The 21,081-nt window shown below is 61.1% G+C and carries 21 protein-coding genes; 13 read left to right on the forward strand and 8 right to left on the reverse strand.

Features of this window, described 5'->3' with window-relative positions; genetic code table 11:
* The first annotated feature begins 10 nt into the window (after positions 1 to 10).
* The 8 genes from Q0K06_RS00510 (at position 11) to Q0K06_RS00545 (ending at position 9,218) form a co-directional block, all read left to right on the forward strand.
* Entirely contained in the window at positions 11 to 1,048 is a 1,038-nt protein-coding gene (locus Q0K06_RS00510) for an LLM class flavin-dependent oxidoreductase (protein ID WP_294547161.1), read from the forward strand.
* A 389-nt stretch (positions 1,049 to 1,437) separates the two neighbouring features.
* Positions 1,438 to 2,451: an ABC transporter permease gene (locus Q0K06_RS00515; RefSeq protein WP_294547163.1), complete on the forward strand. Its 1,014-nt coding sequence runs from the start codon at positions 1,438 to 1,440 to the stop codon at positions 2,449 to 2,451.
* Between the two features lie 41 nt (positions 2,452 to 2,492).
* Entirely contained in the window at positions 2,493 to 3,377 is an 885-nt protein-coding gene (locus Q0K06_RS00520; protein WP_294547165.1) for an ABC transporter permease, read from the forward strand.
* 46 nt (positions 3,378 to 3,423) lie between these two features.
* A complete protein-coding gene (locus Q0K06_RS00525) occupies positions 3,424 to 4,278 on the forward strand; it encodes an ABC transporter substrate-binding protein (protein ID WP_294547167.1) in 855 nt (284 codons plus the stop codon).
* Entirely contained in the window at positions 4,242 to 5,069 is an 828-nt protein-coding gene (locus Q0K06_RS00530) for an ABC transporter substrate-binding protein (RefSeq protein ID WP_294547170.1), read from the forward strand. Before Q0K06_RS00525 ends, Q0K06_RS00530 begins: the two co-directional genes overlap by 37 nt.
* Positions 5,070 to 5,165: 96 nt before the next feature.
* Entirely contained in the window at positions 5,166 to 6,161 is a 996-nt protein-coding gene (locus Q0K06_RS00535; RefSeq protein WP_294547255.1) for an ABC transporter ATP-binding protein, read from the forward strand.
* Positions 6,154 to 7,131 (forward strand): dipeptide ABC transporter ATP-binding protein, encoded by a 978-nt coding sequence (locus Q0K06_RS00540; RefSeq protein WP_294547173.1) that lies wholly within the window; start codon positions 6,154 to 6,156, stop codon positions 7,129 to 7,131. Before Q0K06_RS00535 ends, Q0K06_RS00540 begins: the two co-directional genes overlap by 8 nt.
* A 95-nt stretch (positions 7,132 to 7,226) precedes the next feature.
* Positions 7,227 to 9,218: a S9 family peptidase gene (locus Q0K06_RS00545; RefSeq protein WP_294547175.1), complete on the forward strand. Its 1,992-nt coding sequence runs from the start codon at positions 7,227 to 7,229 to the stop codon at positions 9,216 to 9,218.
* 118 nt (positions 9,219 to 9,336) lie between these two features.
* On the opposite strand, the gene Q0K06_RS00550 is transcribed toward Q0K06_RS00545, so the two are convergent.
* From Q0K06_RS00550 to Q0K06_RS00580, 7 genes are all read right to left on the reverse strand, one after another.
* Positions 9,337 to 9,714, reverse strand: a complete 378-nt coding sequence (locus tag Q0K06_RS00550) for a RidA family protein (protein WP_294547177.1) — start codon at positions 9,712 to 9,714, stop codon at positions 9,337 to 9,339.
* 105 nt (positions 9,715 to 9,819) lie between these two features.
* The gene (gene npdG, locus Q0K06_RS00555; protein WP_365924101.1) at positions 9,820 to 10,464 is read right to left on the reverse strand and encodes an NADPH-dependent F420 reductase; all 645 of its coding nucleotides are present in this window, start codon (positions 10,462 to 10,464) and stop codon (positions 9,820 to 9,822) included.
* 35 nt (positions 10,465 to 10,499) lie between these two features.
* Positions 10,500 to 11,750, reverse strand: a complete 1,251-nt coding sequence (locus Q0K06_RS00560; protein WP_294547179.1) for a pyridoxal-phosphate dependent enzyme — start codon at positions 11,748 to 11,750, stop codon at positions 10,500 to 10,502.
* Positions 11,751 to 11,753: 3 nt separating this feature from the next.
* Entirely contained in the window at positions 11,754 to 12,938 is a 1,185-nt protein-coding gene (locus Q0K06_RS00565; protein WP_294547181.1) for a Xaa-Pro peptidase family protein, read from the reverse strand.
* Positions 12,939 to 13,068: 130 nt separating this feature from the next.
* Positions 13,069 to 14,088 (reverse strand): LLM class flavin-dependent oxidoreductase, encoded by a 1,020-nt coding sequence (locus tag Q0K06_RS00570; protein ID WP_294547183.1) that lies wholly within the window; start codon positions 14,086 to 14,088, stop codon positions 13,069 to 13,071.
* 45 nt (positions 14,089 to 14,133) lie between these two features.
* Positions 14,134 to 14,751 carry a 2-phospho-L-lactate guanylyltransferase gene (gene cofC, locus Q0K06_RS00575; RefSeq protein WP_294547185.1) on the reverse strand — a complete coding sequence of 206 codons (618 nt, stop codon included), beginning with the start codon at positions 14,749 to 14,751 and terminating at the stop codon, positions 14,134 to 14,136.
* A gap of 31 nt (positions 14,752 to 14,782) precedes the next feature.
* The gene (locus Q0K06_RS00580; protein ID WP_294547187.1) at positions 14,783 to 15,448 is read right to left on the reverse strand and encodes a PAS domain-containing protein; all 666 of its coding nucleotides are present in this window, start codon (positions 15,446 to 15,448) and stop codon (positions 14,783 to 14,785) included.
* A 404-nt stretch (positions 15,449 to 15,852) separates the two neighbouring features.
* Here Q0K06_RS00580 and cofE (Q0K06_RS00585) point away from each other — a divergent pair, with 404 nt between their 5' ends.
* Genes cofE (Q0K06_RS00585) through cofD form a run of 5 tightly spaced genes read left to right on the forward strand, consistent with a single transcriptional unit; the run spans position 15,853 to position 19,506 of the window.
* Positions 15,853 to 16,650, forward strand: a complete 798-nt coding sequence (gene cofE, locus Q0K06_RS00585) for a coenzyme F420-0:L-glutamate ligase (RefSeq protein WP_294547188.1) — start codon at positions 15,853 to 15,855, stop codon at positions 16,648 to 16,650.
* Entirely contained in the window at positions 16,647 to 17,210 is a 564-nt protein-coding gene (locus Q0K06_RS00590; RefSeq protein WP_294547189.1) for an ECF transporter S component, read from the forward strand. The genes cofE (Q0K06_RS00585) and Q0K06_RS00590 overlap by 4 nt, the downstream gene beginning before the upstream one ends.
* Positions 17,203 to 17,937 (forward strand): coenzyme F420-0:L-glutamate ligase, encoded by a 735-nt coding sequence (gene cofE, locus Q0K06_RS00595; RefSeq protein WP_294547191.1) that lies wholly within the window; start codon positions 17,203 to 17,205, stop codon positions 17,935 to 17,937. Before Q0K06_RS00590 ends, cofE (Q0K06_RS00595) begins: the two co-directional genes overlap by 8 nt.
* Positions 17,938 to 17,949: 12 nt before the next feature.
* On the forward strand, positions 17,950 to 18,558 hold the full coding sequence (locus Q0K06_RS00600) for a nitroreductase family protein (RefSeq protein ID WP_294547193.1): 609 nt from the start codon (positions 17,950 to 17,952) through the stop codon (positions 18,556 to 18,558).
* 24 nt (positions 18,559 to 18,582) lie between these two features.
* Positions 18,583 to 19,506 (forward strand): 2-phospho-L-lactate transferase, encoded by a 924-nt coding sequence (cofD, locus tag Q0K06_RS00605; RefSeq protein ID WP_294547195.1) that lies wholly within the window; start codon positions 18,583 to 18,585, stop codon positions 19,504 to 19,506.
* Between the two features lie 298 nt (positions 19,507 to 19,804).
* Here cofD and Q0K06_RS00610 read toward each other — a convergent pair whose 3' ends face one another.
* On the reverse strand, positions 19,805 to 20,956 hold the full coding sequence (locus tag Q0K06_RS00610; protein ID WP_294547197.1) for a D-alanyl-D-alanine carboxypeptidase family protein: 1,152 nt from the start codon (positions 20,954 to 20,956) through the stop codon (positions 19,805 to 19,807).
* Positions 20,957 to 21,081: the final 125 nt, after the last annotated feature.

Genomic DNA, 21,081 nt, shown 5'->3' on the forward strand with positions numbered 1-21,081 from the left:
GGAGCACAACATGAAGCGAAAACTGGAATTCGGCGTGGGCATCCCTACCGGCACCGAGGGCCTGATGTACCCCATCCCCTTTGTGGAGGACATCCGGGACAACATCCGCATTGCGGAGAAGGCCGAGGAGCTGGGGTATGACTCCGTCTGGGGCAACGACCATATCGCCACCCAGCGCTATGTGGTGGAGGACTTCGGACAGGCCCCCAACTACTTTGCCCCCCTCATCACCCTGGCCGCCATCGGCGAGCACACCAAGAACCTGAAGCTGGCCACCGCCCTGCTGGTGCTGCCCTTCCGGCAGCCCGGTATCCTGGCCAAGGAGCTGTCCAGCCTGGACCGGCTGTGCGGCGGACGGCTCATGCTGGGCGTGGGCATGGGCGCCTACCGGGAGGAGTTTGAGGCCCTGTTCGGCAGCCGGGCCAAGGGCAAGATGCGGGGCAAGATGGTGGATGAGTCCCTGGAGATTCTTCACCGCCTATTTACCGAGGACGTGGTGACCTACAAGGGAGAGTACTTTGAGGTGGAGAACCTTCAGAGCACCCCCAAGCCGGTGTCCAATCCCTTCCCCTTCTACATTGGCGGAAACAGCGAGAACGGCATGGCCCGGGCTGCTAAGTATGGCCAGGGCTGGCTGCCCAGCGGCTTTACTGTGGCCGAGATGGCCCAGCGGGCGGCCCGCCTGCGGGAGATGCTGGAGCGCAACGGCCGGCCCGCTGATGCGCTTGACATTGCGCCCCAGTTTACAGTGTCTCTGGGGAAAACCCATGAGGAAGCGTGGAATAAATATACCAAATCTCAGCAGTACCGGCACATGCTTACCCTGGCTTCTTCCACAATGAAAGGCATGGATTTAAGCGATTGTGTCAACCGTGACCTGATTGGAACGCCGGAAGAGGTGCTGGAGCGTATTGGGGAATACCGGGAAGCAGGGGTCACAAGTTTCCCAGCCATCCTGTTTACCGCCAATAATATGCCGGAATTCTTTGATGAAATGCAGTGGTTTGCGGAAGATGTCGTAAAAAAGGCGAAGATTGACATCGAATGAAAAAATACAAATTGTCAACCTTGACAATTGGGGAAAAGACGTGTATTCTATCCATAAGGTTTTTTTACAGTGAAGTGTTAAAAAATTTTTATTAGGTTAAATAATTCCTAATGCATGGATTGCGAGAATCCAGTATCCGAACTTCCCAAACCAATACCCGGAGAAGAGCTGGCAAAGGCGCCGATAAGGTTCTCCCGGATCGAAGACGCAACAGGGCGCCGGATACCGAACGAGAGCAAAGCTGCTCCTAAGTAGGTGCCGCTTTGCTCTCGCTGCTTTTCCCGGGTGGTAAGCGGACAGGCTGGAATCGAAACGCAAATCAGGCGATAGAAGCAGGTGACCACGGCCTGTTTTTATACAAGCTGACAGGAAAGGAATGGCCTGACAACATGAACTTAAAGTATATCGCAAAACGACTGCTATACGCGATTCCGGCGGTGGTGCTGGTGGTCATCATCATCTTCCTCCTGACCCGCGTCATGCCGGGCGACCCGGCCCGGGCTTACCTGGGCGAGATGGCCACCCAGGAGCAGGTGGAACAGCTGCGAGAAGAGTGGGGCCTTAACGACCCGCTGCCCGTCCAGTTTGTCCGTTACGTCAGCGGCATCCTCCACGGGGATTTCGGCTACTCCAACCGGACTCACGACACAGTGCTCAACGACTTCATCAAGCGCCTCCCCGCCAGCCTGGAGCTGGCGCTGTGGGCGCTGGCCATCGCCATCCTTATCGGCGTACCCCTGGGCATTGCCTCGGCCACCCATAAGAATTCGCCGCTGGACCACGGCGCCCGAATTTTCTCCATGCTGGGCGCCACCATGCCGGTATTCTGGTTCGGCCTGATGCTTATCCTCATTTTCTATGCCACCGCGGGCATCGCTCCGGCCCCAACCGGGCGCATCAGCATGGGGATCAACCCGCCCACCACCATTACCGGCATGTATGTGCTGGACAGCATTCTCACCGGTGATATGGTGGCGCTGAAGGACTCTGTGTCCCACATCATTCTCCCTGCCATCACGCTGAGCATGTCCACCATGGCGGTCATGGCCCGTATGACCCGGGCCAGCATGCTGGAGGTCCTGGGCCAGGACTACATCCGTACCGCACGGGCCAAGGGCATGAAGGAGCGCATTGTCATCTACCGCCACGCCCTGCGCAACGCCCTTATCCCCATCCTCACCGTGCTGGGCGGCCAGTTCGGAATGATGCTGGGCTACACCGTAGTGGTGGAGACCATCTTCTCCTGGCCGGGCATTGGCTTCTATGTCACAGACGCCATCCTGAACGTGGACTACAACCCGGTCCAGGCCTTCGCCCTGTTCAGCGCCCTGCTGTACGTGGTCATCAACCTGGTGCTGGATATTCTGTACACGGTGGTGGACCGCCGGGTCAAGTACGACTGAGCAGGACCAAACACTTCGGAATGAAAATGTGGGTGTGAAACATGAAGAAGAAAAAACAAATCGAAGGAGAACAGCTGGCGCCGCGGCACGCCTCCGGCTGGCAGATCTTCTGCCGAAACAAGCTGGCTGTGGTGGGGCTGTGCTTCATCCTCTTCTGGGTGGCGATGGCCCTGCTGGCGCCGGTTATCTCCCCTTACGAGCCCAACGCGCTGGACTACTCGGTGAGCCAGCAGCCCCCCAGTCTCCAGCACCTGCTGGGCACCGACCAGTACGGCCGCGACATCCTCACCAGAGTGCTCTACGGCGCGCGGATCAGCATGTGGTGCGGCGTCATCTCGGTGGGAATCTCCCTGATCATCGGCACCGTGCTGGGCGGCATCGCCGGCTACTACGGCGGCGTGGTGAGCATTATCATCATGCGCGTCATGGACGCCATGTGCGCCTTCCCTTCCCTGGTGCTGGCCATCGTCATCGCAGCCGCCATCGGCAAGGGCACCGTCAGCGCCATGCTGGCCGTGGGCATTGTCAGCATCCCGGATTACGCCCGGCTTATGTTCGCCGAGACCTCCAGCATCCGGGGCAGGCCCTACATCGAGGCCGGTGTGGCTATCGGCCTGAAGAACTCCCAGCTGATTTTCCGCCATGTGCTCCCCAACTGCATGAGCCAGCTGCTGGTGAAAGCCACCCTGGGCCTGGGCTTCGCCATCCTGACCGTGTCCAGCCTGAGCTTCCTGGGCATGGGCGTCCAGCCCCCCACGGCCGAGTGGGGCAACATGATCTCCGACGCCCGGTCCTACATTATCAGCGGCCAGTGGTGGATGGCCACCTTCCCCGGCCTGGCAATTATGACTTCTATTCTGGGCTTTAACCTGGTGGGCGACGGCGTCCGCGATATTCTGGACCCCAGAAACCGTACCGGCGTATAAAGGCAGAATTCAAGTAATTCAATCAAAGAGAAAAGAGGTAAAGAGAATGAAGACATGGAAGCGTCTCGCTGCGTTTCTGCTGTGCGGATCCATGGTCCTGGCCCTGGGCGCCTGTGCAGAGAACGCCAACAACCCCGGCACGTCCCCCAGCGTGAATTCTACTGCCAGCAGTAATCCCTCTGACAGCAGTAATCCTTCCGCCTCCTCTGGCAACAATATTGTCGTGGCCGCAGCCTCTCTGGGCAACACCCTGAACCCCTGGGAGCAGACTGACGGCACCACCTCCGCCTTCCAGTATGCCGCCTATGATCGCCTGGTGCAGTACACCACCACCACGGATGAAAACGGCAATGCTGTGGCGGACACCGCCAACCTGGAGGGCGTCATCGCCGAGCGCTGGGAGACCAGCGACGACCAGCTGACCTGGACCTTCTACCTGGATCCCAACGCCACCTTTGCCAACGGCGACAAGGTGCTGGCCAGCGACGTTATCTGGTCCTTTGAGCATGCCAGAGATACCGCCAACTCCAGCTTCCTCTTCGGCCTGACGAACATTATTGACATGCAGGCCCCCGACGATGAGACTGTGGTCTTTACCCTGAGCCAGCGCTGCCACATGTTCCTGCGCCTGCTGGAGACCTACCCCTTCTGCATCGTCAACCAGGACGAGGCCGAGGCGGGCATGGCCGAGGACCCCGACTACCTGACCACCCACATCGCCGGCTCCGGCCCCTATGAGATCACCACCTACGACATCACCAACTCCGTGGTGCTCACCGCCCGGGACGACTACTGGGGCGACAAGCGCGCGGCCCAGAACAAAACGTTACCTGGCAGCTGGTGCAGGAGCCCTCCAACCGGCAGATGCTGCTGGAGAACGGCGACGTGGACGTGGCCCTGAACCTGGACGACAAGAACATCAACACCGTGGCCGAGATGGACGGCATCCAGGTGGTCAAGAACCCCTCCAACATGCACCTGTACCTGTCCATGAACCTGAACGTGGAGCCCTTTGACGACGTCCTGGTCCGCCGCGCCATCGCCTACGCCATCCCCTACGACACCCTGGTCAACGACGTCATGTTCGGCAACGCCACCCGCACCACCTCCATGCTGCCCGACAACGTCACCGGCCACATCAGCGACGAGAACACCTGCTATCCCTACGACCCCGAGAAGGCCAAGGAGCTGCTGGCCCAGGCCGGCTATCCCGAAGGCTTTGAGTGCACCCTGACCCTGGGCAACGGCTTCACCGACTGGAAGGACACCGCCATCACCATCCAGGCCGCCCTGGCGGAAATCAACATCACCATGAACATCGAAGAGATTGACCGGGCCACCTTCCTGACCGATGTGGCGAACAAGACCACCCAGCTGTTCCTCAACCGGTTCAACCCCTTCATCGGCGACCCCGGCTATTTGGTCAACAACGAGTATGTCAGCGACGCGGCCTATAACTACAACAACTACAGCAACCCCGAGTTCGACGCGCTCTACTATCAGGCCGAGTCGGCCGAGACTGAGGAGGAGCGCCTGGCTATCTACGAGGAGATGCAGTACATCTTCGCCGAGGACTGCCCCAACGTGGAGCTGTACCAGTACGATTTCGCCTACTGCGCCCGGGACAATATCTCCGGCTATGTTTTCTACCCCGACCTGACCCTGCGCTTCGAGTACCTGAGCAAGGGCTGAGCGCGGCCAAACAAGGCGGATCCTCCGGGGGGAGCGTTCCCCCCGGAGGGCAGCCGCCCCTCCCGCGCCACGGGAGAGACGCAATATTTGCGAAAGGTGATAAAGTTGGACGAACCGATTTTAAAAGTAAAAGGACTCTGCACAGAGTTCAAGACAGTCGACAGCCGGGTCCGCGCAGTGGACGGCGTCGATCTGGAGCTGTATCCGGGCGAGACCCTTGGCATTGTGGGAGAATCCGGCTGCGGCAAGAGTGTGACCGCCCTGTCCATCATGCAGCTGCTGCCCAAGGGTGTGGGCCAGGTGGTGGGCGGCGAGATTCTCTTCGACGGCAAGGATATGCTCAAGCTGTCCCAAAAGGAACTGCTTTCCCTCCACGGGCGGGATATGGCCATGATCTTTCAGGAGCCCATGACTTCCCTGAATCCGGTTTACACCATCGGTTATCAGCTTTCGGAAGTGCTGCGTTACCATATGGGCATGAACAAGAAGGACGCCTGGCAGAAGTCCATTGACCTGCTCAAGGACGTGGGTGTCTCCCGTCCGGAGCAGATTGTCCGCAGCTATCCCCACGAGCTCTCCGGCGGTATGCTTCAGCGGGTCATGATCGCTATGGGCCTGTCCTGCAATCCTAAGCTCCTCATCGCCGATGAGCCCACCACCGCCCTGGACGTGACCATCCAGGCCCAGATCCTGGAGCTGATGGGCAAGCTGAAGGAGGAGTACAACACCGCCATCCTGATGATTACCCACAACATGGGCGTGGTGGCCGAGGTGTGCGACCGGGTCATCGTCATGTACGCCGGCTATGTGGTGGAGATGGCGGAGGTCAACGAGCTCTTTGACCACCCCAGCCATCCCTATACCCAGGGCCTGCTCAAGTGCATCCCCAACATCAACGAGGACCGTGAGGTCCTGGATACCATTGAGGGTACTGTGCCCCCGCCCTATGCCATGCCAAAGGGCTGCCGCTTCGCCCCCCGCTGCCCCTACGCCACCCCTGAGTGCGAGGCCAGCAAACCCGAGCTCTACGATATCGGCGGCGGACATACCTGCCGCTGCTTCCGTTACAAGGAGGGAAATCCCAATGCCTGAAGAGAAAGAGGTTCTTCTCAAGGTGGACCACCTGAAGACCTATTTTCCCATCCGGAAAGGGTTCTTCAATAAGGTTGTGGGCCACGTCAAGGCCGTGGACGACGTCTCCTTCTTCGTCAACCGGTGCGAGACCTTAGGCGTAGTGGGCGAGTCCGGCTGCGGCAAGTCCACCATGGGTCGGTCCGTCCTGCGCCTGGTGGAGCCTACGGAAGGCAGTGTGGTCTTTGACGGCGTGGACGTGTGCAAGCTCAAGCCTGAGGAGATGCGCAAGTTCCGCAGCCGGATGCAGATTGTATTCCAGGACCCCCTGTCCTCCCTGGATCCCCGGTACACCATCGACCGCACCCTGGCCGAGCCCCTCAAGCAGCACACCAACATGACTGACGCCGAGATTAAGGAGAAGGTGCTGGAGCTGATGGAAAAGGTGGGCCTGCCTGCCTTCCACGCCACCAAGTTCCCCCACGAGTTTTCCGGCGGCCAGCGCCAGCGCATTGGCATTGCCCGCGCCATCTCGCTGAACCCGGAGTTCATCGTCTGTGACGAGCCTGTGTCCGCCCTGGATGTGTCCATCCAGTCCCAGGTGCTCAACCTGCTGCGGGAACTCCAGCGCGAGCTGAAGCTGTCCTATCTGTTTATCTCCCATGATCTTTCCGTGGTCAAGTACATCAGCGACCGCGTGGCCGTCATGTATCTGGGCCATATTGTGGAGATGGCCGAGTCGGAGGAGCTGTTTGCCCACAAGCTCCATCCCTATACCCAGGCCCTTACCAGCGCCATCCCCATCCCCAACCCCCACCTGACCAAGCAGCGCATCGTCCTCCAGGGCGACGTGCCCAACCCGGCCAACCCGCCCAAGGGCTGCCCCTTCCACGAGCGATGCTCCCAGTGCAAGGCTATCTGCCGGGAGGAGCGGCCTGAGTTTAAGGAGGTCTCTCCGGGGCACTATGTCAGCTGTCACCTCTACAACTGAGTCTGAAACCGCTAGAGATGAGAGCTCCCGGCATGACAGGAAAGGGAGCTCTCGTCTCTTTTTCTCTATAATATTCTATTTAGGAGGAGAGACACATGAAACCCTTGGAACTCAAAGACTTTCTCCAGTACCGCTATCTGTCCGGCCTGACCTGGGCCCCTGGCGGCGGCGCCGCCGCTGTCCTGGTGAAGCAGGCCAACCTGGACAAGAATGGCTATGACACCCACATCTGGCTCCACCGGGACGGCAGGCAGACCCAGCTCACCGCAGCTGGCGACGAGACCAACCTGTGCTGGGAGGACGGGAAGCACATTCTGTTCCCCGACCTGCGCACCGACGCCGATAAGAAGCGCCGGGCGGATGGGGAGCAGTTCACTGTGTTCTACCGCATCGGCATTGACGGAGGCGAGGCCCTCCGGGCCTTTGAGCTGCCGTTTACCGTCACCGAGCTGGCGGTGGCAGACGAGAACCACTTTGTGGCCATGGGCAAAATCGACGTCAACTGCCCCGACTACTACGCCATGACGGAGCAGGCCCGGCGGGAGACCGAGAAGTACTGGAAAGAGGAGTCCGACTTCCAGGTTATCGACGAGCTGCCCTTCCGCTTTAACGGTATGGGATATATCAATAAAATCCGCAACGCCATTTTCCTGGTGGACCGGAACACCCTGGAGGTGCGCCGCCTGAGCGCCCCCAATGAGGAGGTCAACGCCTGGACCATGGTGGACGGCAAGGTGTGCTACTGCGCCGAGGCCATTGAGACCAAGATGCTCTACCGCCAGAAGATCTACGTCTGCGACCCTGCTCAGGGGGAGGCTGTGTGTAAGTACGGCGGCGCAGAGTACCAGATCGAGTACATGGTGGGCTATAAGGGCAAGGTGGTCTTTGCCGGCGGCACCCAGGAGCGGTACGGCTACAATGAGAATCCCATGTTCTACCAGATGGATCTGAGCACCGGAGCGGTTACTCTCTTCTCCGACAACCCCGACTCCCTCCATCCGGCCATCGGCAGCGACTGCCGCCTGGGACGCACCCGCCTGGCCAAGGTCTGCGGCGACGAGATCTATTATCTGGCCACCATCCGCAACTCGGTCTGGCTCATGAAAATGGATGAGAATGGCGCCCGCACCCCGGTCATCCGGGAGGAGGGGTCTGTGGACGACTTTGACCTGTGTGAGGAGGAGGGGGATATCCTGGCGGTCTGCCTGTACGACGGCACCCTCCAGGACCTGTATGCCTTTGACAAGAGCGGAGGAAACCGCCGCAAGGTCAGCGGCTTCAACACTGAGATTCTCTCCGGCAAGTATGTGGCCGAGTGTGAGCGGGTGCCCTTCCAGTTCCAGGACTACGACCTGGACGGCTGGGTTCTCAAGCCCATCGACTACGATCCCTCCAAGTCCTATCCCGGTATTCTGGATATCCACGGCGGCCCCAAGGTGGCCTTCGGCGAGACCTTCTACCACGAGATGCAGGCCTGGGCCAGCCGGGGCTACTTTGTGTTCTTCTGCAATCCGGTGGGCTCCGACGGCCGGGGCAACGACTTTATGTTCATGCGGGGCAAGTACGCCACCGTGGACTATGACAGCCTGATGGCCTTTGTGGACACCGTGCTGGCCAAGTATCCCCAGATTGACCAGTCCCGCCTGGCGGTCACCGGCGGCTCCTACGGCGGCTATATGACCAACTGGATCATCACGCACAACCACCGCTTTGCCTGCGCCGCCTCCCAGCGGTCCATCTCCAACTGGCTGAGCTTCTACGGCTACTCCGACCTGGGCTACAACTTCAACGTGGACCAGATGAACACCACCATCTTTGAGGGGGCCGACAAGATGTGGAACGTGTCCCCCATGAAGTATGCAGCCAACATCCAGACCCCAACTCTGTTCATCCACTCCGACGAGGACTACCGCTGCCCTCTGGCTGAGGGATTGCAGATCTACACCTCCATGGTGGACCGTGGTATCCCCACCCGGATGTGCATCTTCAAGGGCGAGAACCACGAGCTCAGCCGCTCGGGCCGCCCCAAGCACCGCATGCGCCGGCTCAACGAGATTACCGCGTGGATTGAGAAATACACAAAGTAAGCGGAATATGTGGAAAAAGAGGCGGCCCATACAACGGTATGGGCCGCCTCTTGGCGTTAAAAAACGCCCCTGATGCACGCGTAAAGTGCACCGGGGGCGGTCTGCTGTGGAAAGCGGGTTACCGAAGGGCGATGGCCTCGATCTCAATGCCTGCGTCCTTGGGCAGGCGGGCCACCTGCACCGCGCTGCGGGCGGGGCAGTCGCCGGTGAAGAAGGTCTTGTAGACCTCGTTGACGGCGGCGAAGTCGTTCATGTCCGCCATAAACACGGTGACCTTCACGGCCTTGTCCAGAGAGGAGCCGGCGGCCTCCAGCACGGCGGAGACGTTCTTCAGGGACTGGCGGGCCTGCTCCTCAATGGTGGCGGGCATCACGCCGGTAGCGGGGTCGATGGGCAGCTGGCCGGAGGTAAATACCAGGTCGCCGGCGGCGATGCCCTGGGAGTAGGGGCCGATGGCGGCGGGCGCCTGCTGGGTGGAGAGAACAGTCTTGCTCATATTAACAAGCCTCCATAAATAAAATAAGGTACGATATCCGCGGGACAGCGCCGGCCGGAGCCGGGAACGCTGCCCCGCGGAGCGCGATATAACAGTAGAAAGGGGTTATACGCCTGCAATACGGATGCCGATGTGGCGCTTGCCATACCGGCGGTTCATGCCGATGAGCATGGGAGTCAGGCTCTCCAGAGTGACGGCGTGGTGGAGGCGGCCGGCGTTGAAGCCACGCAGTCCCATCTCACGGCCCAGCTCCAGGATCATGTCGATGAGCTCGTTGTCGTCGCCCGCCACCAGCAGATCGCCCTCCACCGGGTTGGCGATGTCAGCCAGCATTTCGCCGGCAATGGTGTGAAAGCCGGTGGCAACACGGGAGTTCTCGCCCAGAATGGCCTTGGTCTCCTGCGCATTGGAGCCCTCGGCAGGGGGCGCAAAGCGGATGGGCTTGATGGCCAGAGGGATGGTGATGTCCAGCACGGGGGTGGTGCCGATGTCCTCCTTCAGAGTCTCCAGAGTGGTCCGGTGGCCGGCAGAGGGCACGGAGATGACCACCAGCTCAGCACGGCGGCAGGCGTCGGGATTGGCCATGCCGATAACGTTGTCCCTGCCGGTGGCCTCCTTGGCCCGCTGGGCGGCCTCCCGGGCCTTCTCAGCCTGGCGGGAGCCGATGCACACATCATGGCCGGCCATAATAAGCCGGAGGGCCAGGCCGTAGCCCATGTCCCCGGTGGCGCCGATAATGGAAATTTTCATTGTGTCATTCCTCCTCGGAAAACAGGACGCGCCGGTCAGATGGTCACGCCGTAGGAGTCCTTCAGGGCGGCGCGAAGCTCGTCCATGGTGGGGTTGATGGTGGGCACGGCGGGCAGATGCTCCCGGGTGGTGGCGGGATCCTTCAGGCCGGTGGAGGTAAGGACAGCCACAGCCTTCTGGCCGGGGGCAATCTTACCCTCCTTGGCCAGCTTGGCCAGGGCCACCAGGCTGGTGACGGAACTGGCCTCGGCGTAAATGCCCTCGGTGGAGGCCAGCAGGAGCTGCATGTCCATGGTCTCCTTGTCGTTGGAGGAGCGGGCATAACCGCCGGACTTGCGCACGGCCTCCAGGCCCTGCCAGGTGCACTGGCCGTTGGCGATGGAGAAGGAGATGGACCACTCGGCGGGCACCACCTCCGGGTTCTCCGCCCCGTCGGCCAGGGTCTTCTCCATGGAGCCGAACACCTCGGCGCCCACAAACTTGGGGGTCTTTTCCAGGTAGCCCATCTCAACCAGGTCGGCCATGCCCTTGTAGGTGCCGTACAGACCGTCGGAGTAGCAGGCGGGCACGGCGATGAAATCGGGCGCGGAGTTGCCCAGCTGCTCGTAAATCTCAAAAGCGATGGACTTGTAGCCGTCAATGCCGTAGCAGTTGCTGCCGATAGCGGGGGACATGAAGCCGCTGACCGGCATCCAGCCCAGCTGACGCACGCACTGGCCCATAATGGTCCAGCGGTCCAGAGAGGTGGGCGTGACGATGACCTTGGCGCCGTAGGCCTGCATGAGGGTCTTCATGGTGTCGGGCACCTCGGGAATGGTGAAGATGACGCAGGGCATCCCGGCGGCGGCGGCGTAGGCGGCGGCGGCAGCGCCGTGGTTGCCGGTGGAAGCCATGGTCACCGCAGGCACGCCGTCGTGGCGGGCCTTGGTGATGATGACAGAGCACAGACGGTCCTTATAGGACATAGTGGGGTTGCGGGACTCGTCCTTTACATAGAGGTTCTCAATGCCCAGTTTTTCCCCCAGACGCTCCAGCTTGAGCAGGGGAGTGTTGCCCTCGCCGATACTGACAGGCACGGCGTCGTCGGAGAGGGGATAGAACTCGCGCCACCGGAACAGGCCGGGCTGGCCGTTCTGTCCGGGCAGCTTGGCGCCGGTCAGCTCGTAGGTGGTGGTGAAGTTGACGCCCACGCCCTTCGCCTTACAGGCGGGGCAGCCTTCGTAGAAGGGGTCGTCCCCCAGGGGACGGCCGCAGCGGATGCACTTTACACCTTTAAAATAGCTCATCTCTTATACCTCCAGCACAATAAGAGCGTCGCCGCCCTTGTCCAGATAGCGGCAGCCGTCCTCAGTGACCACCACAGTGTTCTCCATCTGCACGCCGCCCCAGCCCAGCTCATAGTAGGGGGTCTCCACGTTCAGAGTCATGCCGGGCACCAGCACGGTCTTATCCCCGGGAGCCACGGAGGGCAGGTCGTAGCACTCCACGCCGATGCCGTGGCCGCAGTGATGGCGCTCGTAATGGGGAATGCCGTTTTCGCGGGTGACTTTCATAGCGATGTCGAAGATCTCCTCGGCGGTTATGCCGGGCTTGATGGCGGCGATGGCGTCGTGGGTGCCGCGGCGGACCGCCTCAAAGTAGGTGGCGGTCTTTTCGTCGGGCTGTCCCATAACGGCGGTGCGGGCCAGGTCGGAGTTGTACCCGTTCCAGACGCAGCCGAAGTCAAAGCGGATCATATCGCCCTTTTTGGCGGCCAGATCGGTATTCTTGGTGTCGGAGTAGGCGGCCCGGTGGCCGATGGTGGCCACGAAGAACAGGGGCTGGGCATCATACTTGGTCAGCTCGGCCAGATAGGCCCGCTCCAGGTCCAGCTCGGTCATGCCGACCTTGAAGTTCTTCAGGGCGGCTGCCAGGGCGGCCTCGGCAATCTCAGCGGAGCGCTCCAGGCCGGCGATCTCATCCTCGTGCTTCACCAGCCGGGCCTGCATGAACACATCAGAGCCGGGGAAGAACGCAATGTCAGGGCAGGCGGCCAGCACTGCGTTCCAGTTGGTCACGCAGCAGCGGCTCTCGTCGAAGGCCACACGCTTGGCGCCGGAGGCTTTGATTGCGGCCACAAGGGCGCTGATCATGTCGCCGAAGTTGCGCTCCTTCTGGGTCTTGGCCAGCAGTTCGGTGAGAGGGTTCCCCTCCACACCGGCAAAGCGGAAGCCGCCGTAACAGTACAGGTCGGCGTCCATGCCCATTTCCTCCACGATGCTGGGCAGCTCTGCAATGGAGCCCACAACGCTCACGTGGCCGTCGGAGGGGCGGAACAGGGCATAGCTCTCAGTGCGCTGGAGCACGCCCAGGTTGATGTTGTGATAACCGGAGACATACAGCACGTTGGCGGGCAGAGAGGCCACCAGCAGGTCGGCGCCGGCATCCCGGGCGGCCTGAGTGAGCCGCGCGGCGCGGAATTCGGACAGAGTCATTTTGATACGCTTCCTTCCATGATTTGAAGGTTAATTGCCCATTCAATGGGGAGGAACCGGCCCGGCGGCTTTCCGCCGGGCCGGTTCCAAGGGGAGGGCTCCCCTCGGTCAGCGGATTCAGGCGGCAGACTTACTTGCCGTACTTGGAGATGATCTCCTCGGAGAAGAACTGCATGTGATCCCGGGTCTCCTCCAGAGTGCTGTCGGCGAAGATGAGGGCGGAGAAGGTGGTGACACCGGCCTCCATGTAGCGCTCCACCTGGGCCTTGACCTCGTCCACAGAGCCGATGAGGTTGCGCTCCATGTAGTTGGTGGCGTCCTTGCCCTTCATGGTGGACTTGCCCAGAGAGCAGCTGTGGCGGTAAATCTGAGACTTCTCCCAGCGCTCGATGGCCTCCTCGTGGGTCTTGGCGATGGAGACGGAGAGCTGGGGGGCGATATCAATGGTGGACACGTCGCGGCCCACGGCGTCGCAGGCCTCCTTCAGGGCGGCCACGCCGCTCTTGACCTCGGTGGGGGTCAGCAGGGCGGGCAGCCAGCCGGTGCCCCACTTGGCCACGCGGCGGTAGCTGTTGGAGGAGTTGCCGCCGAAGTAGAAGGCAAAGGGATCCTGGACGGGGTGGGGGAAGCTCTGACCATTCTTGATGTCGAAGTACTTGCCCTTCACGGTCACGTTGTCCTGGGTGAACAGCTTGTGCATGATGTCCAGGGACTCGTCCAGCATCTCGCCCCGAACCATCTCGTGGGCCTTGTCGCCGAACTCGGCCTCGAACTCCTCGCGGTAAGCGCCCAGACCGACGCCCAGCAGCAGGCGTCCGCCGGACAGGTGGTCCAGAGTGGCAATCTCCTTGGCCATGACCAGAGGATTGCGGAAGGGGATGACCAGCAGGGCGGTGGCAATCTTCAGCGTTGTGGTGCGCTCAGCGACAGCGGCCAGGGTGATCAGGGGAGAGTAGTACCGGGGCGCCTGGCCAAACTGCTCGCGGACATAGTCCTGGCTGGTGATGTGGTCGTTGCCCCACACGGAGTGGAAGCCCAGCTTCTCCGCGTAGATGGACAGATCCACCACATCGCGGACAGAGGAGTAGGGGATGGGGTACATCAGACCCTCGGTACCGGTGGCAATACCCAAACCAAAATTCGCCTTCATAACAGTTCCTCCTTATATTAGTAAAAAAACGTGGTTGCTTCTCGTTTATTTTCTGCCGGCCTGGAGCAGATGTGCTCCGCTGCGGACGGAAATCAGATCGTCCGGCGTGTCCACATCCCAGGCGAAACCGGGTATATGGAGCACTGCCGGAGTGAGGCCCACAGCCGCGGCAGCGGCCTTGTGGGCGGCAAGGCTGTCCGCTCCAAAGGAGAAGGAGGGAAGCAGATCCGGAGGGGAGAGAATTATGCCGTTGGTGCCTTTGCCATGGCGATCAGGCAGAAGAACCAAGGGGTGCTCTTGCCCCGCGAGCAGGGCCTGGTCCAACTCCTCCGAAGTGAGCAGGGGCAGATCGCCCAGGGCAAAGAGCATGGTGGAGAATCCCTCCGACGCCAGCGTGCGGGAGGCGGTCATGGCCGCCTGATTTAGGTCGCCCGGGTCGGGGAGAAAGCGCACGGCGGGAAATTCCAGGGCCAGCAGCGCCCTTAACTGCTCATCGGGAGAGACCACGGCGGACAGATCCAGCAGGGAGCATGCTTCGGCAGTGCGGAGCATATGGCGCAGCATATCCAGGCACAGACTCTGCCGCTGGCCGGGCGTACAGACGCCGGCCAGCCGGGTCTTGGCCTGGAAAAGCCGCTTGACAGGAATAACAAGCGCGGTCAATGCAATTCCCCTTTTCCGGGGTGGGTATAATTTATCCCCGGTCACTGTTCTGACTCTCTCTCAGATAGCGGTATACAGTCTGCTCAGAGACGTCCAGCTTTTTGGCGACCAGGGACACCGCCCCCTTCAGGGCAAAGATGCCTCTGGCCTGCATGCTGTCCACAGCCTGACGCTTTTCATCCGTGGTGAGCCGGTTGGGCGCCACGTCAAACCCGCTGAGCACCCGGTCAATGGCGTGGAAAAGGGTGTCGTCCACCGAGGAGGAGAAGGTCTCCACGCTGGACACCTGGGGTGCCGGCTCCTTGGGCGGCGCGTCAGGGTCGTCCCGGAGAACGGTGAATGCCTCAATAAGCCGCTGGGCGGCCAGCCAGTCCGTAATGTCAAAGTTGATGCAAAAGAGCCCTACCGTTACCCCGTCGTTATCCCGGATGAAAAAGGTGGAGGACTTGAGGCTTCGCTTTCCGTCAGGCGTAGTGCCGGCGTAGCTGACCACAAAATCCTTGTCCTGATAGCGGGGGTCGTGGACCACCTCCAGGCCAAAGTCGGTGATGTGTCCGCCCACCTCGCGCCCGGTAATGTGGTTGTTGGCGATGGCTACAATGGAGTGCTCCAGGTTGGTTAAGTCGTGGAGGATGACCTCACAGTTTTCGCCAAACACCTGCCCGATATAGTCCACCAGGGGAATATACCGTTTCAAAATGGGGTTGACTTCCATAATTGATAACCTGTCCTTTTTTACATTGCAGTGTTAAACAGAAGGATGCAAAAAGAAGCACAGCGACTCTTGCACGGAATTTGTGCCGGTTGAAGGGGATTGCATACTTCCTCAAGAATAGTGTGCTTTCTGATATTTTAAGATAATATTTTTTTAACATAATAAAAAAGAATTGTCAATATAGTGAGACAATCTTTCTAGACAAATGGGTGAAATCCTTTTCTAAAAACCTTGAAAATGGAAAAATAATACAAAAAATTGAGAGAAATGGTTTGACCCTCAGGAAATGCTGTGCTATTTTATTGAAAGGCAGTTTTATCACACTGTTACACTGAAAGACGGAAAAAGCCCGTTTATACAGTGTTTTACAGAAGAGGAGGGGCGGTATGAGCGGAATTTCCTTGATTCCTCTTACCGGAATTTGCGAGGTGGAGCCGGGAGACAACCTGGCGGAGCATATCTGGAGGGCTATGAGGGCGGACGGTGTGATGCCGGAGCAGGGTGACCTGCTGGTGGTGGCCCACAAGGTGGTGTCCAAAGCGGAAGGCCGGGTGGTGAATATGGCGGAGGTGAAGCCCGGGGCTGAGGCGGTGCGCCTGGCGGAGGAGACCGGCCATACGCCTGAGCTGACCCAGCTGATCCTGGATGAGTCCGAGCAGGTCTATCCTTACCGCGACCGCGGAATCCTGATGAGCCGCCATCGGCTGGGGTGGACCTGTGCCAACGCGGCCATTGACCACTCCAATGCCCCTGAGGGCCAGGCCATTCTGCTGCCGCTGGACCCGGATGAGAGCGCCAGAAAATTGCGTGAAGCGCTGAGGGAGCGGACGGGGGTGTCCATGCCGATCCTGATCAGCGATACTCACGGCCGTTCCCTTCGGGAGGGCATCATTGGCATTGCCGTGGGCTGCTGCGGCCTGGAGGCCGTGAAAAACTATGTAGGACGTACCGACCGCTTTGGACATCGTCTTAATGTGAGCCGGGAAGCGGTGGCCGACGAGCTGTGCGCCGCCGCCACGCTGTGCATGGGTCAGGCTGACGAGTCGGTGCCCGCCGTACTGATCCGGGGGTACGCCTATACCCCGGCGGAAACCGGTTCGGCGCCCCTGAAGCGGAAGCCGGAGCGGGAGCTCTTCCGCCCTGCCTGCGACAGAATCGTAAAAGAAGGAGGAAATTCCCTGTGAATTCCAGACTGAAAAAAGATATTCTCGCCACGCTGCTGGGGACGCTGGCCTTTCTGATTATGCTGCTGGTGAGCATTCCTGTGATCCCCGCTGCAACGTTCCTGAAGTATGATCCCAGCGGGTTCCTGCTGCTTTTGTCGGGCGCGCTGCTGGGGCCCGCCTGCGGCGTGCTCTCCTGCTTTATCAAGGGCTTCCTCTATTTCATCACCGGCGCGGGCAATATTTTCGGTGTGACCAGCGACTTTCTGGCCAACATCATCTTTATGATTCCGGCAGTGCTGGTCATGCGGCGTGGGGGCGGCAGTGTCAAGGCCTCTGCGGCGGGCTGTGCCCTTGGCACTGTGCTGGCCACTCTGGCCATGATCCCCATCAACCTGGTGGTGCTCCGCCTGGAGCTGGGACTGATGCCCGACGCGGTGATGGCCATGATGATCCCGGCCATTCTGCCCTTCAATCTGCTCAAGGGCGTGCTCAACTCTGTTATATACTTCCTGGCCGGCCGGCCTCTGAGCCGTCTGGTGGCCCGGCGCAGCGAGAGAGTGGGGAGCGGCCGTGAATAAACTGGAGCTGTTTGCTGTTGAGGGCATCGGCGCCCTGAACCGGGGGGACGATCTGGCCGGACTGATTGCAGAGCGCTTTTCTCTGGAGGACGGCGACGTGGTGGTGATCTCCTCCAAGGCGGTGTCCAAGACAGAGGGGAACGTGTACACCCGGGAGGAGCTGCCGCCCTCCCCCTTTGCCCATACCCTGGCGGAGCGGACCGGCCACGACCCCTGGTACTGCGAGCTGGTGCTGCGGGAGAGTGCCGATATCGTCCGCATGGCGCCGGGCGTTGTGATTTCCCGTACCCGGCACGGCTTTGTGCTGGCGAATGCCGGGGTGGACGCCTCCAACGCCGGAGGCGAGGGACGCCTGGTGGCCCTGCCCAAGGACCCGGACGCCTCGGCCCGCCGCCTGAGGCAGGACTTCCTGGACAAGACGGGAAAGACTGTGGCGGTGATTGTCTCCGACACCTTTGGCCGGACCTGGCGGGTGGGTCAGACTGACCTGGCGGTGGGGGCGGCCGGCCTGGCTCCCCTCCGGGACTACCGGGGGGAGAAGGATGCCGACGGGAGGCTCATGTCCCGCACCAGCCTGGCCCACGCAGACGAGCTGGCCTCCGCTGCCGAGCTGGTCCGGGGCAAGGCGGAGGGAATTCCGGCTGTGGTGGTGCGGGGATATCCGTATCAGGGGGACGGAGCGGCCTCGGAGCTGATTATGCCCGCCGAGCGGGATCTGTTTCGGTAAAGGGGTACTGACATGAACGAGATGCTGGATCTGATCCGCTCCCGCCGGTCTGTGCGGGAGTACGACACCCGTCTCATAGAGGAAGAGAAGGTGCGGGCCGTGCTGGAGGCCGGACTGCTGGCGCCCTCCGCCCATGACAGCCGCCCCTGGCACTTCGCTGTGGTATCTACGGCCGGGGGCAAAGAGAGGCTGCTCTCCGGCCTGGCCGCCCCCTTCCGTCAGGACATGGAGGCCGCCGGCCTGCCCCCTGAGACGGTGAAAGACCGGCTGACCCGCTCTCAGCGGATTTTCCGGGCCGCGCCGGTGCTCATCCTGGCCTTTGCGCCTGTGAGGCTGCCCGCCAATCCCCTGGACCGGACGGGCGGGCTGGAGGAAGTGCTGGAGATTCAGAGCGGCGCCCTGGCCTGCGGCCAGATGCTGCTGGCCGCCCACAGCCTGGGGCTGGGGATGTGCTGGTTCGCGGCGCCCTTGTTCTGCCCCATGGAGGCCTGCGCCGCCTGCGGCATGGACCCTGCCCAATGGCGGCCCCGCTGCCTGCTCACCCTGGGTTATCCCGCCCCGGGCAGCGCGCCCAAGGACAAGTCCCCGGTGCGCCCCGAGGATTACCTGACATTCTTGTAATTTAAGAGAAAAGAGCTGAACTGTATGGCTACCGTTGTGTTTTCCGGCGGAGTGGGGGGCTCCCGCTTCCTCTCTGGCCTGTGCCGGGTGATGGACCCGGCCGATATCACCGTCATCTCCAACGTGGGAGACGACACCGAGTTCTACGGCCTCTATGTGTGTCCTGACATCGACATTGTCCTCTACACCCTGGCCGGACGCATCAATCCCAAGACCGGCTGGGGATTAGAGGGGGACACTTTCCAGGTGCTGGAGGCCCTGAAGAAACTGGGCCACCCCTGCTGGTTCAACCTGGGGGATCAGGATCTGGCCACTCATCTCCACCGCACCATGCGGCTGAAGGAGGGGTGGCCCCTGAGCCGGGTGACGGAAGAGCTGACCCGGCTCAACGGCCTGCCCCTCACCGTGCTGCCCGCCACAGACCAGCGCCTGGAGACCCGGTTTGATACGCCTCTGGGAGATCTGCCCTTCCAGGAGTATATGGTGAAGCACCGCTGGCAGGTGGACATTGAGAAAATCCGTTTTGTAGGCGCGGAGAAGGCAAAGCCGGCCCCCGGCGTCCTGGAAGCCCTGGAGACCGCCGAGCGCATTGTGCTGGCCCCCAGCAACCCCTACATCAGCATCGGCGCCATCCTGGCCGTGCCCGGCATCCGGCAGGCTTTGGAGAAGGCCAAGTGCCCGGTGATTGCCGTCAGCCCCATTGTGGGCGGAAAGGCTATCAAGGGCCCTGCCGCCCGGCTGCTGGAGCAGTTCGGCCAGCCTGTGTCCCCGGTGGGCGTGGCCCGGGTGTACCAGGGTCTGGTGAGCCGCATGGTCATCGACAACGCCGACCGGAATCTGGCCGGAGAGATCGAAGCCATGGGCATGTCCTGCGGCGTCACCGACACAATGATGGATACCTTACCCCGCAAGGAGGCTCTGGCCCGCTTTGTGCTGGAGCAGAAGTGAATCCAAACAGGAAAGCGCCCGGACCGAGCAGTCCGGGCGCTTTCACATGTTCAGAGAAGGCTGTGTGCTGAATCACAGTCCAAAGGAGGGGCTGGAGGGGAGCGGGAGAGGGACCGCTCTGCTCCGGCTTGAGATGGGGAAACAGAATGACTGCACAGCGGAAATCGTTAGCTAATGCTAACTATCCGTTGGGTAAATACTACCACAGCAATGGGAATATGTCAAGGGCTTTTGCAAAAAAACAGATCCGCGCCGGATTTTCTCCGGCGCGGATCCAAAACGGCGCAGTTGGAAGAACTTACCCGGCCATAAACAGCCGGTTCAGGAAGCGGAGGAAGATGCCGGGCACTGTGAGCCGCGCCACGGCCCGCTCCGCTACAATGGGGATAGTCTGGAGAACCTGACCGTCCACGGTCACCACCATCTCGCCCAGCTTCTGCCCGGCCTCCACCGGGGCCTCCACGTTCTCGCACAGGCTGATCTGGGAGGTCACGCCGTTGAGCTGGGCCTTGTCCACCAGAATACGGCTGGACTGAGACAGCACGGGCTGAACGCAGTCCGCCTCGCCCAGAAGTACGTCGATGGGGGGCAGGGCCTGGTCTGGGTAGACATCCATCAGGGTGTAGTTGGCAAAGCCGTAGTCCAGCAGGGCGCGGGCGGCGTCAAACCGGTCCTGGGAGGTGGGGGCTTTGAGCACCACGGCGATGAGCTCCATGCCGCCCCGCTCCGCTGTGGCGGAGAGGCAGTAGAGGGCGGAGTCGGTAGAGCCGGTTTTCAGACCTGTGGCGCCGTCGTAGAAGCGGATGAGCTTGTTGGTGTTGGTGAGCTGAAAGGCGCCGTCCCGCAGAGAGTCCATCCAGATAGTGGTGTACTCCCGGATGGAGGGGTGGCTGAGAATCAGCTCCCTGCTCATGAGAGCGATGTCGTGGGCAGAGGTCAGATGCCCGGCGGCAGGCAGGCCGGTGCAGTTGACAAAGGTGGTGTCTGCCATACCCAGCTCAGCGGCCCGCTGGTTCATCAGTGATACAAAGCCCTCCTCGCTGCCCGCCACCAGCTCGGCCAGGGCCACGGCGCCGTCGTTGGCGGACACGACGGCCACTGCCTTCAGCAGGTCGCGGACTGTCATCTGCTCCCCCTCCTTCAGCCAGATCTGGCTGCCGCCCATGGACACTGCGTGGGCCGACATGGTCACCATCTGGTCCGGGGAGATGCGGCCGCTGTCAATGGCTTCCATCACCAGCAGCAGTGTCATGATCTTCGTCACGCTGGCGGGCTCCAGCTTGTCGTGGGAATTCTGTTCATAGAGAATGGTGCCGGTCTCCTTCTCCATCAGCACCGCCGCGCCGCAGTTGACTGTGGGCGCGCTGGACGCCGCCTGGGCCGTGGGGACGGAAGGCGCCAGAAGGACAGCGGCCAGCGCCGCCGCAAGGAGCTTTTTTCTGTGGTTCATATGGCAGTTCCTCCGTGGTTGATTTCTAACACAGAGGATATGGAATTCTGTCCGGTTCTATACAGCGCAGAAAAATTTTGATGAACGGACAAAAACACGCCCCGGCGTTTAACCGGAGCGTGTCA

Origin of the sequence: uncultured Pseudoflavonifractor sp., assembly GCF_944387805.1 — a bacterium.
GTDB lineage: Bacteria > Bacillota > Clostridia > Oscillospirales > Oscillospiraceae > Pseudoflavonifractor.

Excerpts from the sequence above, each read along its gene's own strand:
- npdG (WP_365924101.1), bottom strand. The coding sequence starts at position 10,464 with ATGAAAATTTCCATTATCGGCGCCACCGGGGACATGGGCTACGGCCTG.
- Q0K06_RS00565 (WP_294547181.1), bottom strand. The coding sequence starts at position 12,938 with ATGACTCTGTCCGAATTCCGCGCCGCGCGGCTCACTCAGGCCGCCCGG.
- Q0K06_RS00610 (WP_294547197.1), bottom strand. The coding sequence starts at position 20,956 with ATGAACCACAGAAAAAAGCTCCTTGCGGCGGCGCTGGCCGCTGTCCTT.
- Q0K06_RS00570 (WP_294547183.1), bottom strand. The coding sequence starts at position 14,088 with ATGAAGGCGAATTTTGGTTTGGGTATTGCCACCGGTACCGAGGGTCTG.
- Q0K06_RS00540 (WP_294547173.1), top strand. The coding sequence starts at position 6,154 with ATGCCTGAAGAGAAAGAGGTTCTTCTCAAGGTGGACCACCTGAAGACC.
- Q0K06_RS00525 (WP_294547167.1), top strand. The coding sequence starts at position 3,424 with ATGAAGACATGGAAGCGTCTCGCTGCGTTTCTGCTGTGCGGATCCATG.
- Q0K06_RS00515 (WP_294547163.1), top strand. The coding sequence starts at position 1,438 with ATGAACTTAAAGTATATCGCAAAACGACTGCTATACGCGATTCCGGCG.
- cofE (WP_294547188.1), top strand. The coding sequence starts at position 15,853 with ATGAGCGGAATTTCCTTGATTCCTCTTACCGGAATTTGCGAGGTGGAG.
- Q0K06_RS00510 (WP_294547161.1), top strand. The coding sequence starts at position 11 with ATGAAGCGAAAACTGGAATTCGGCGTGGGCATCCCTACCGGCACCGAG.
- Q0K06_RS00600 (WP_294547193.1), top strand. The coding sequence starts at position 17,950 with ATGAACGAGATGCTGGATCTGATCCGCTCCCGCCGGTCTGTGCGGGAG.
- Q0K06_RS00545 (WP_294547175.1), top strand. The coding sequence starts at position 7,227 with ATGAAACCCTTGGAACTCAAAGACTTTCTCCAGTACCGCTATCTGTCC.
- Q0K06_RS00560 (WP_294547179.1), bottom strand. The coding sequence starts at position 11,750 with ATGAGCTATTTTAAAGGTGTAAAGTGCATCCGCTGCGGCCGTCCCCTG.
- Q0K06_RS00530 (WP_294547170.1), top strand. The coding sequence starts at position 4,242 with ATGCTGCTGGAGAACGGCGACGTGGACGTGGCCCTGAACCTGGACGAC.
- cofD (WP_294547195.1), top strand. The coding sequence starts at position 18,583 with ATGGCTACCGTTGTGTTTTCCGGCGGAGTGGGGGGCTCCCGCTTCCTC.
- Q0K06_RS00520 (WP_294547165.1), top strand. The coding sequence starts at position 2,493 with ATGAAGAAGAAAAAACAAATCGAAGGAGAACAGCTGGCGCCGCGGCAC.
- Q0K06_RS00550 (WP_294547177.1), bottom strand. The coding sequence starts at position 9,714 with ATGAGCAAGACTGTTCTCTCCACCCAGCAGGCGCCCGCCGCCATCGGC.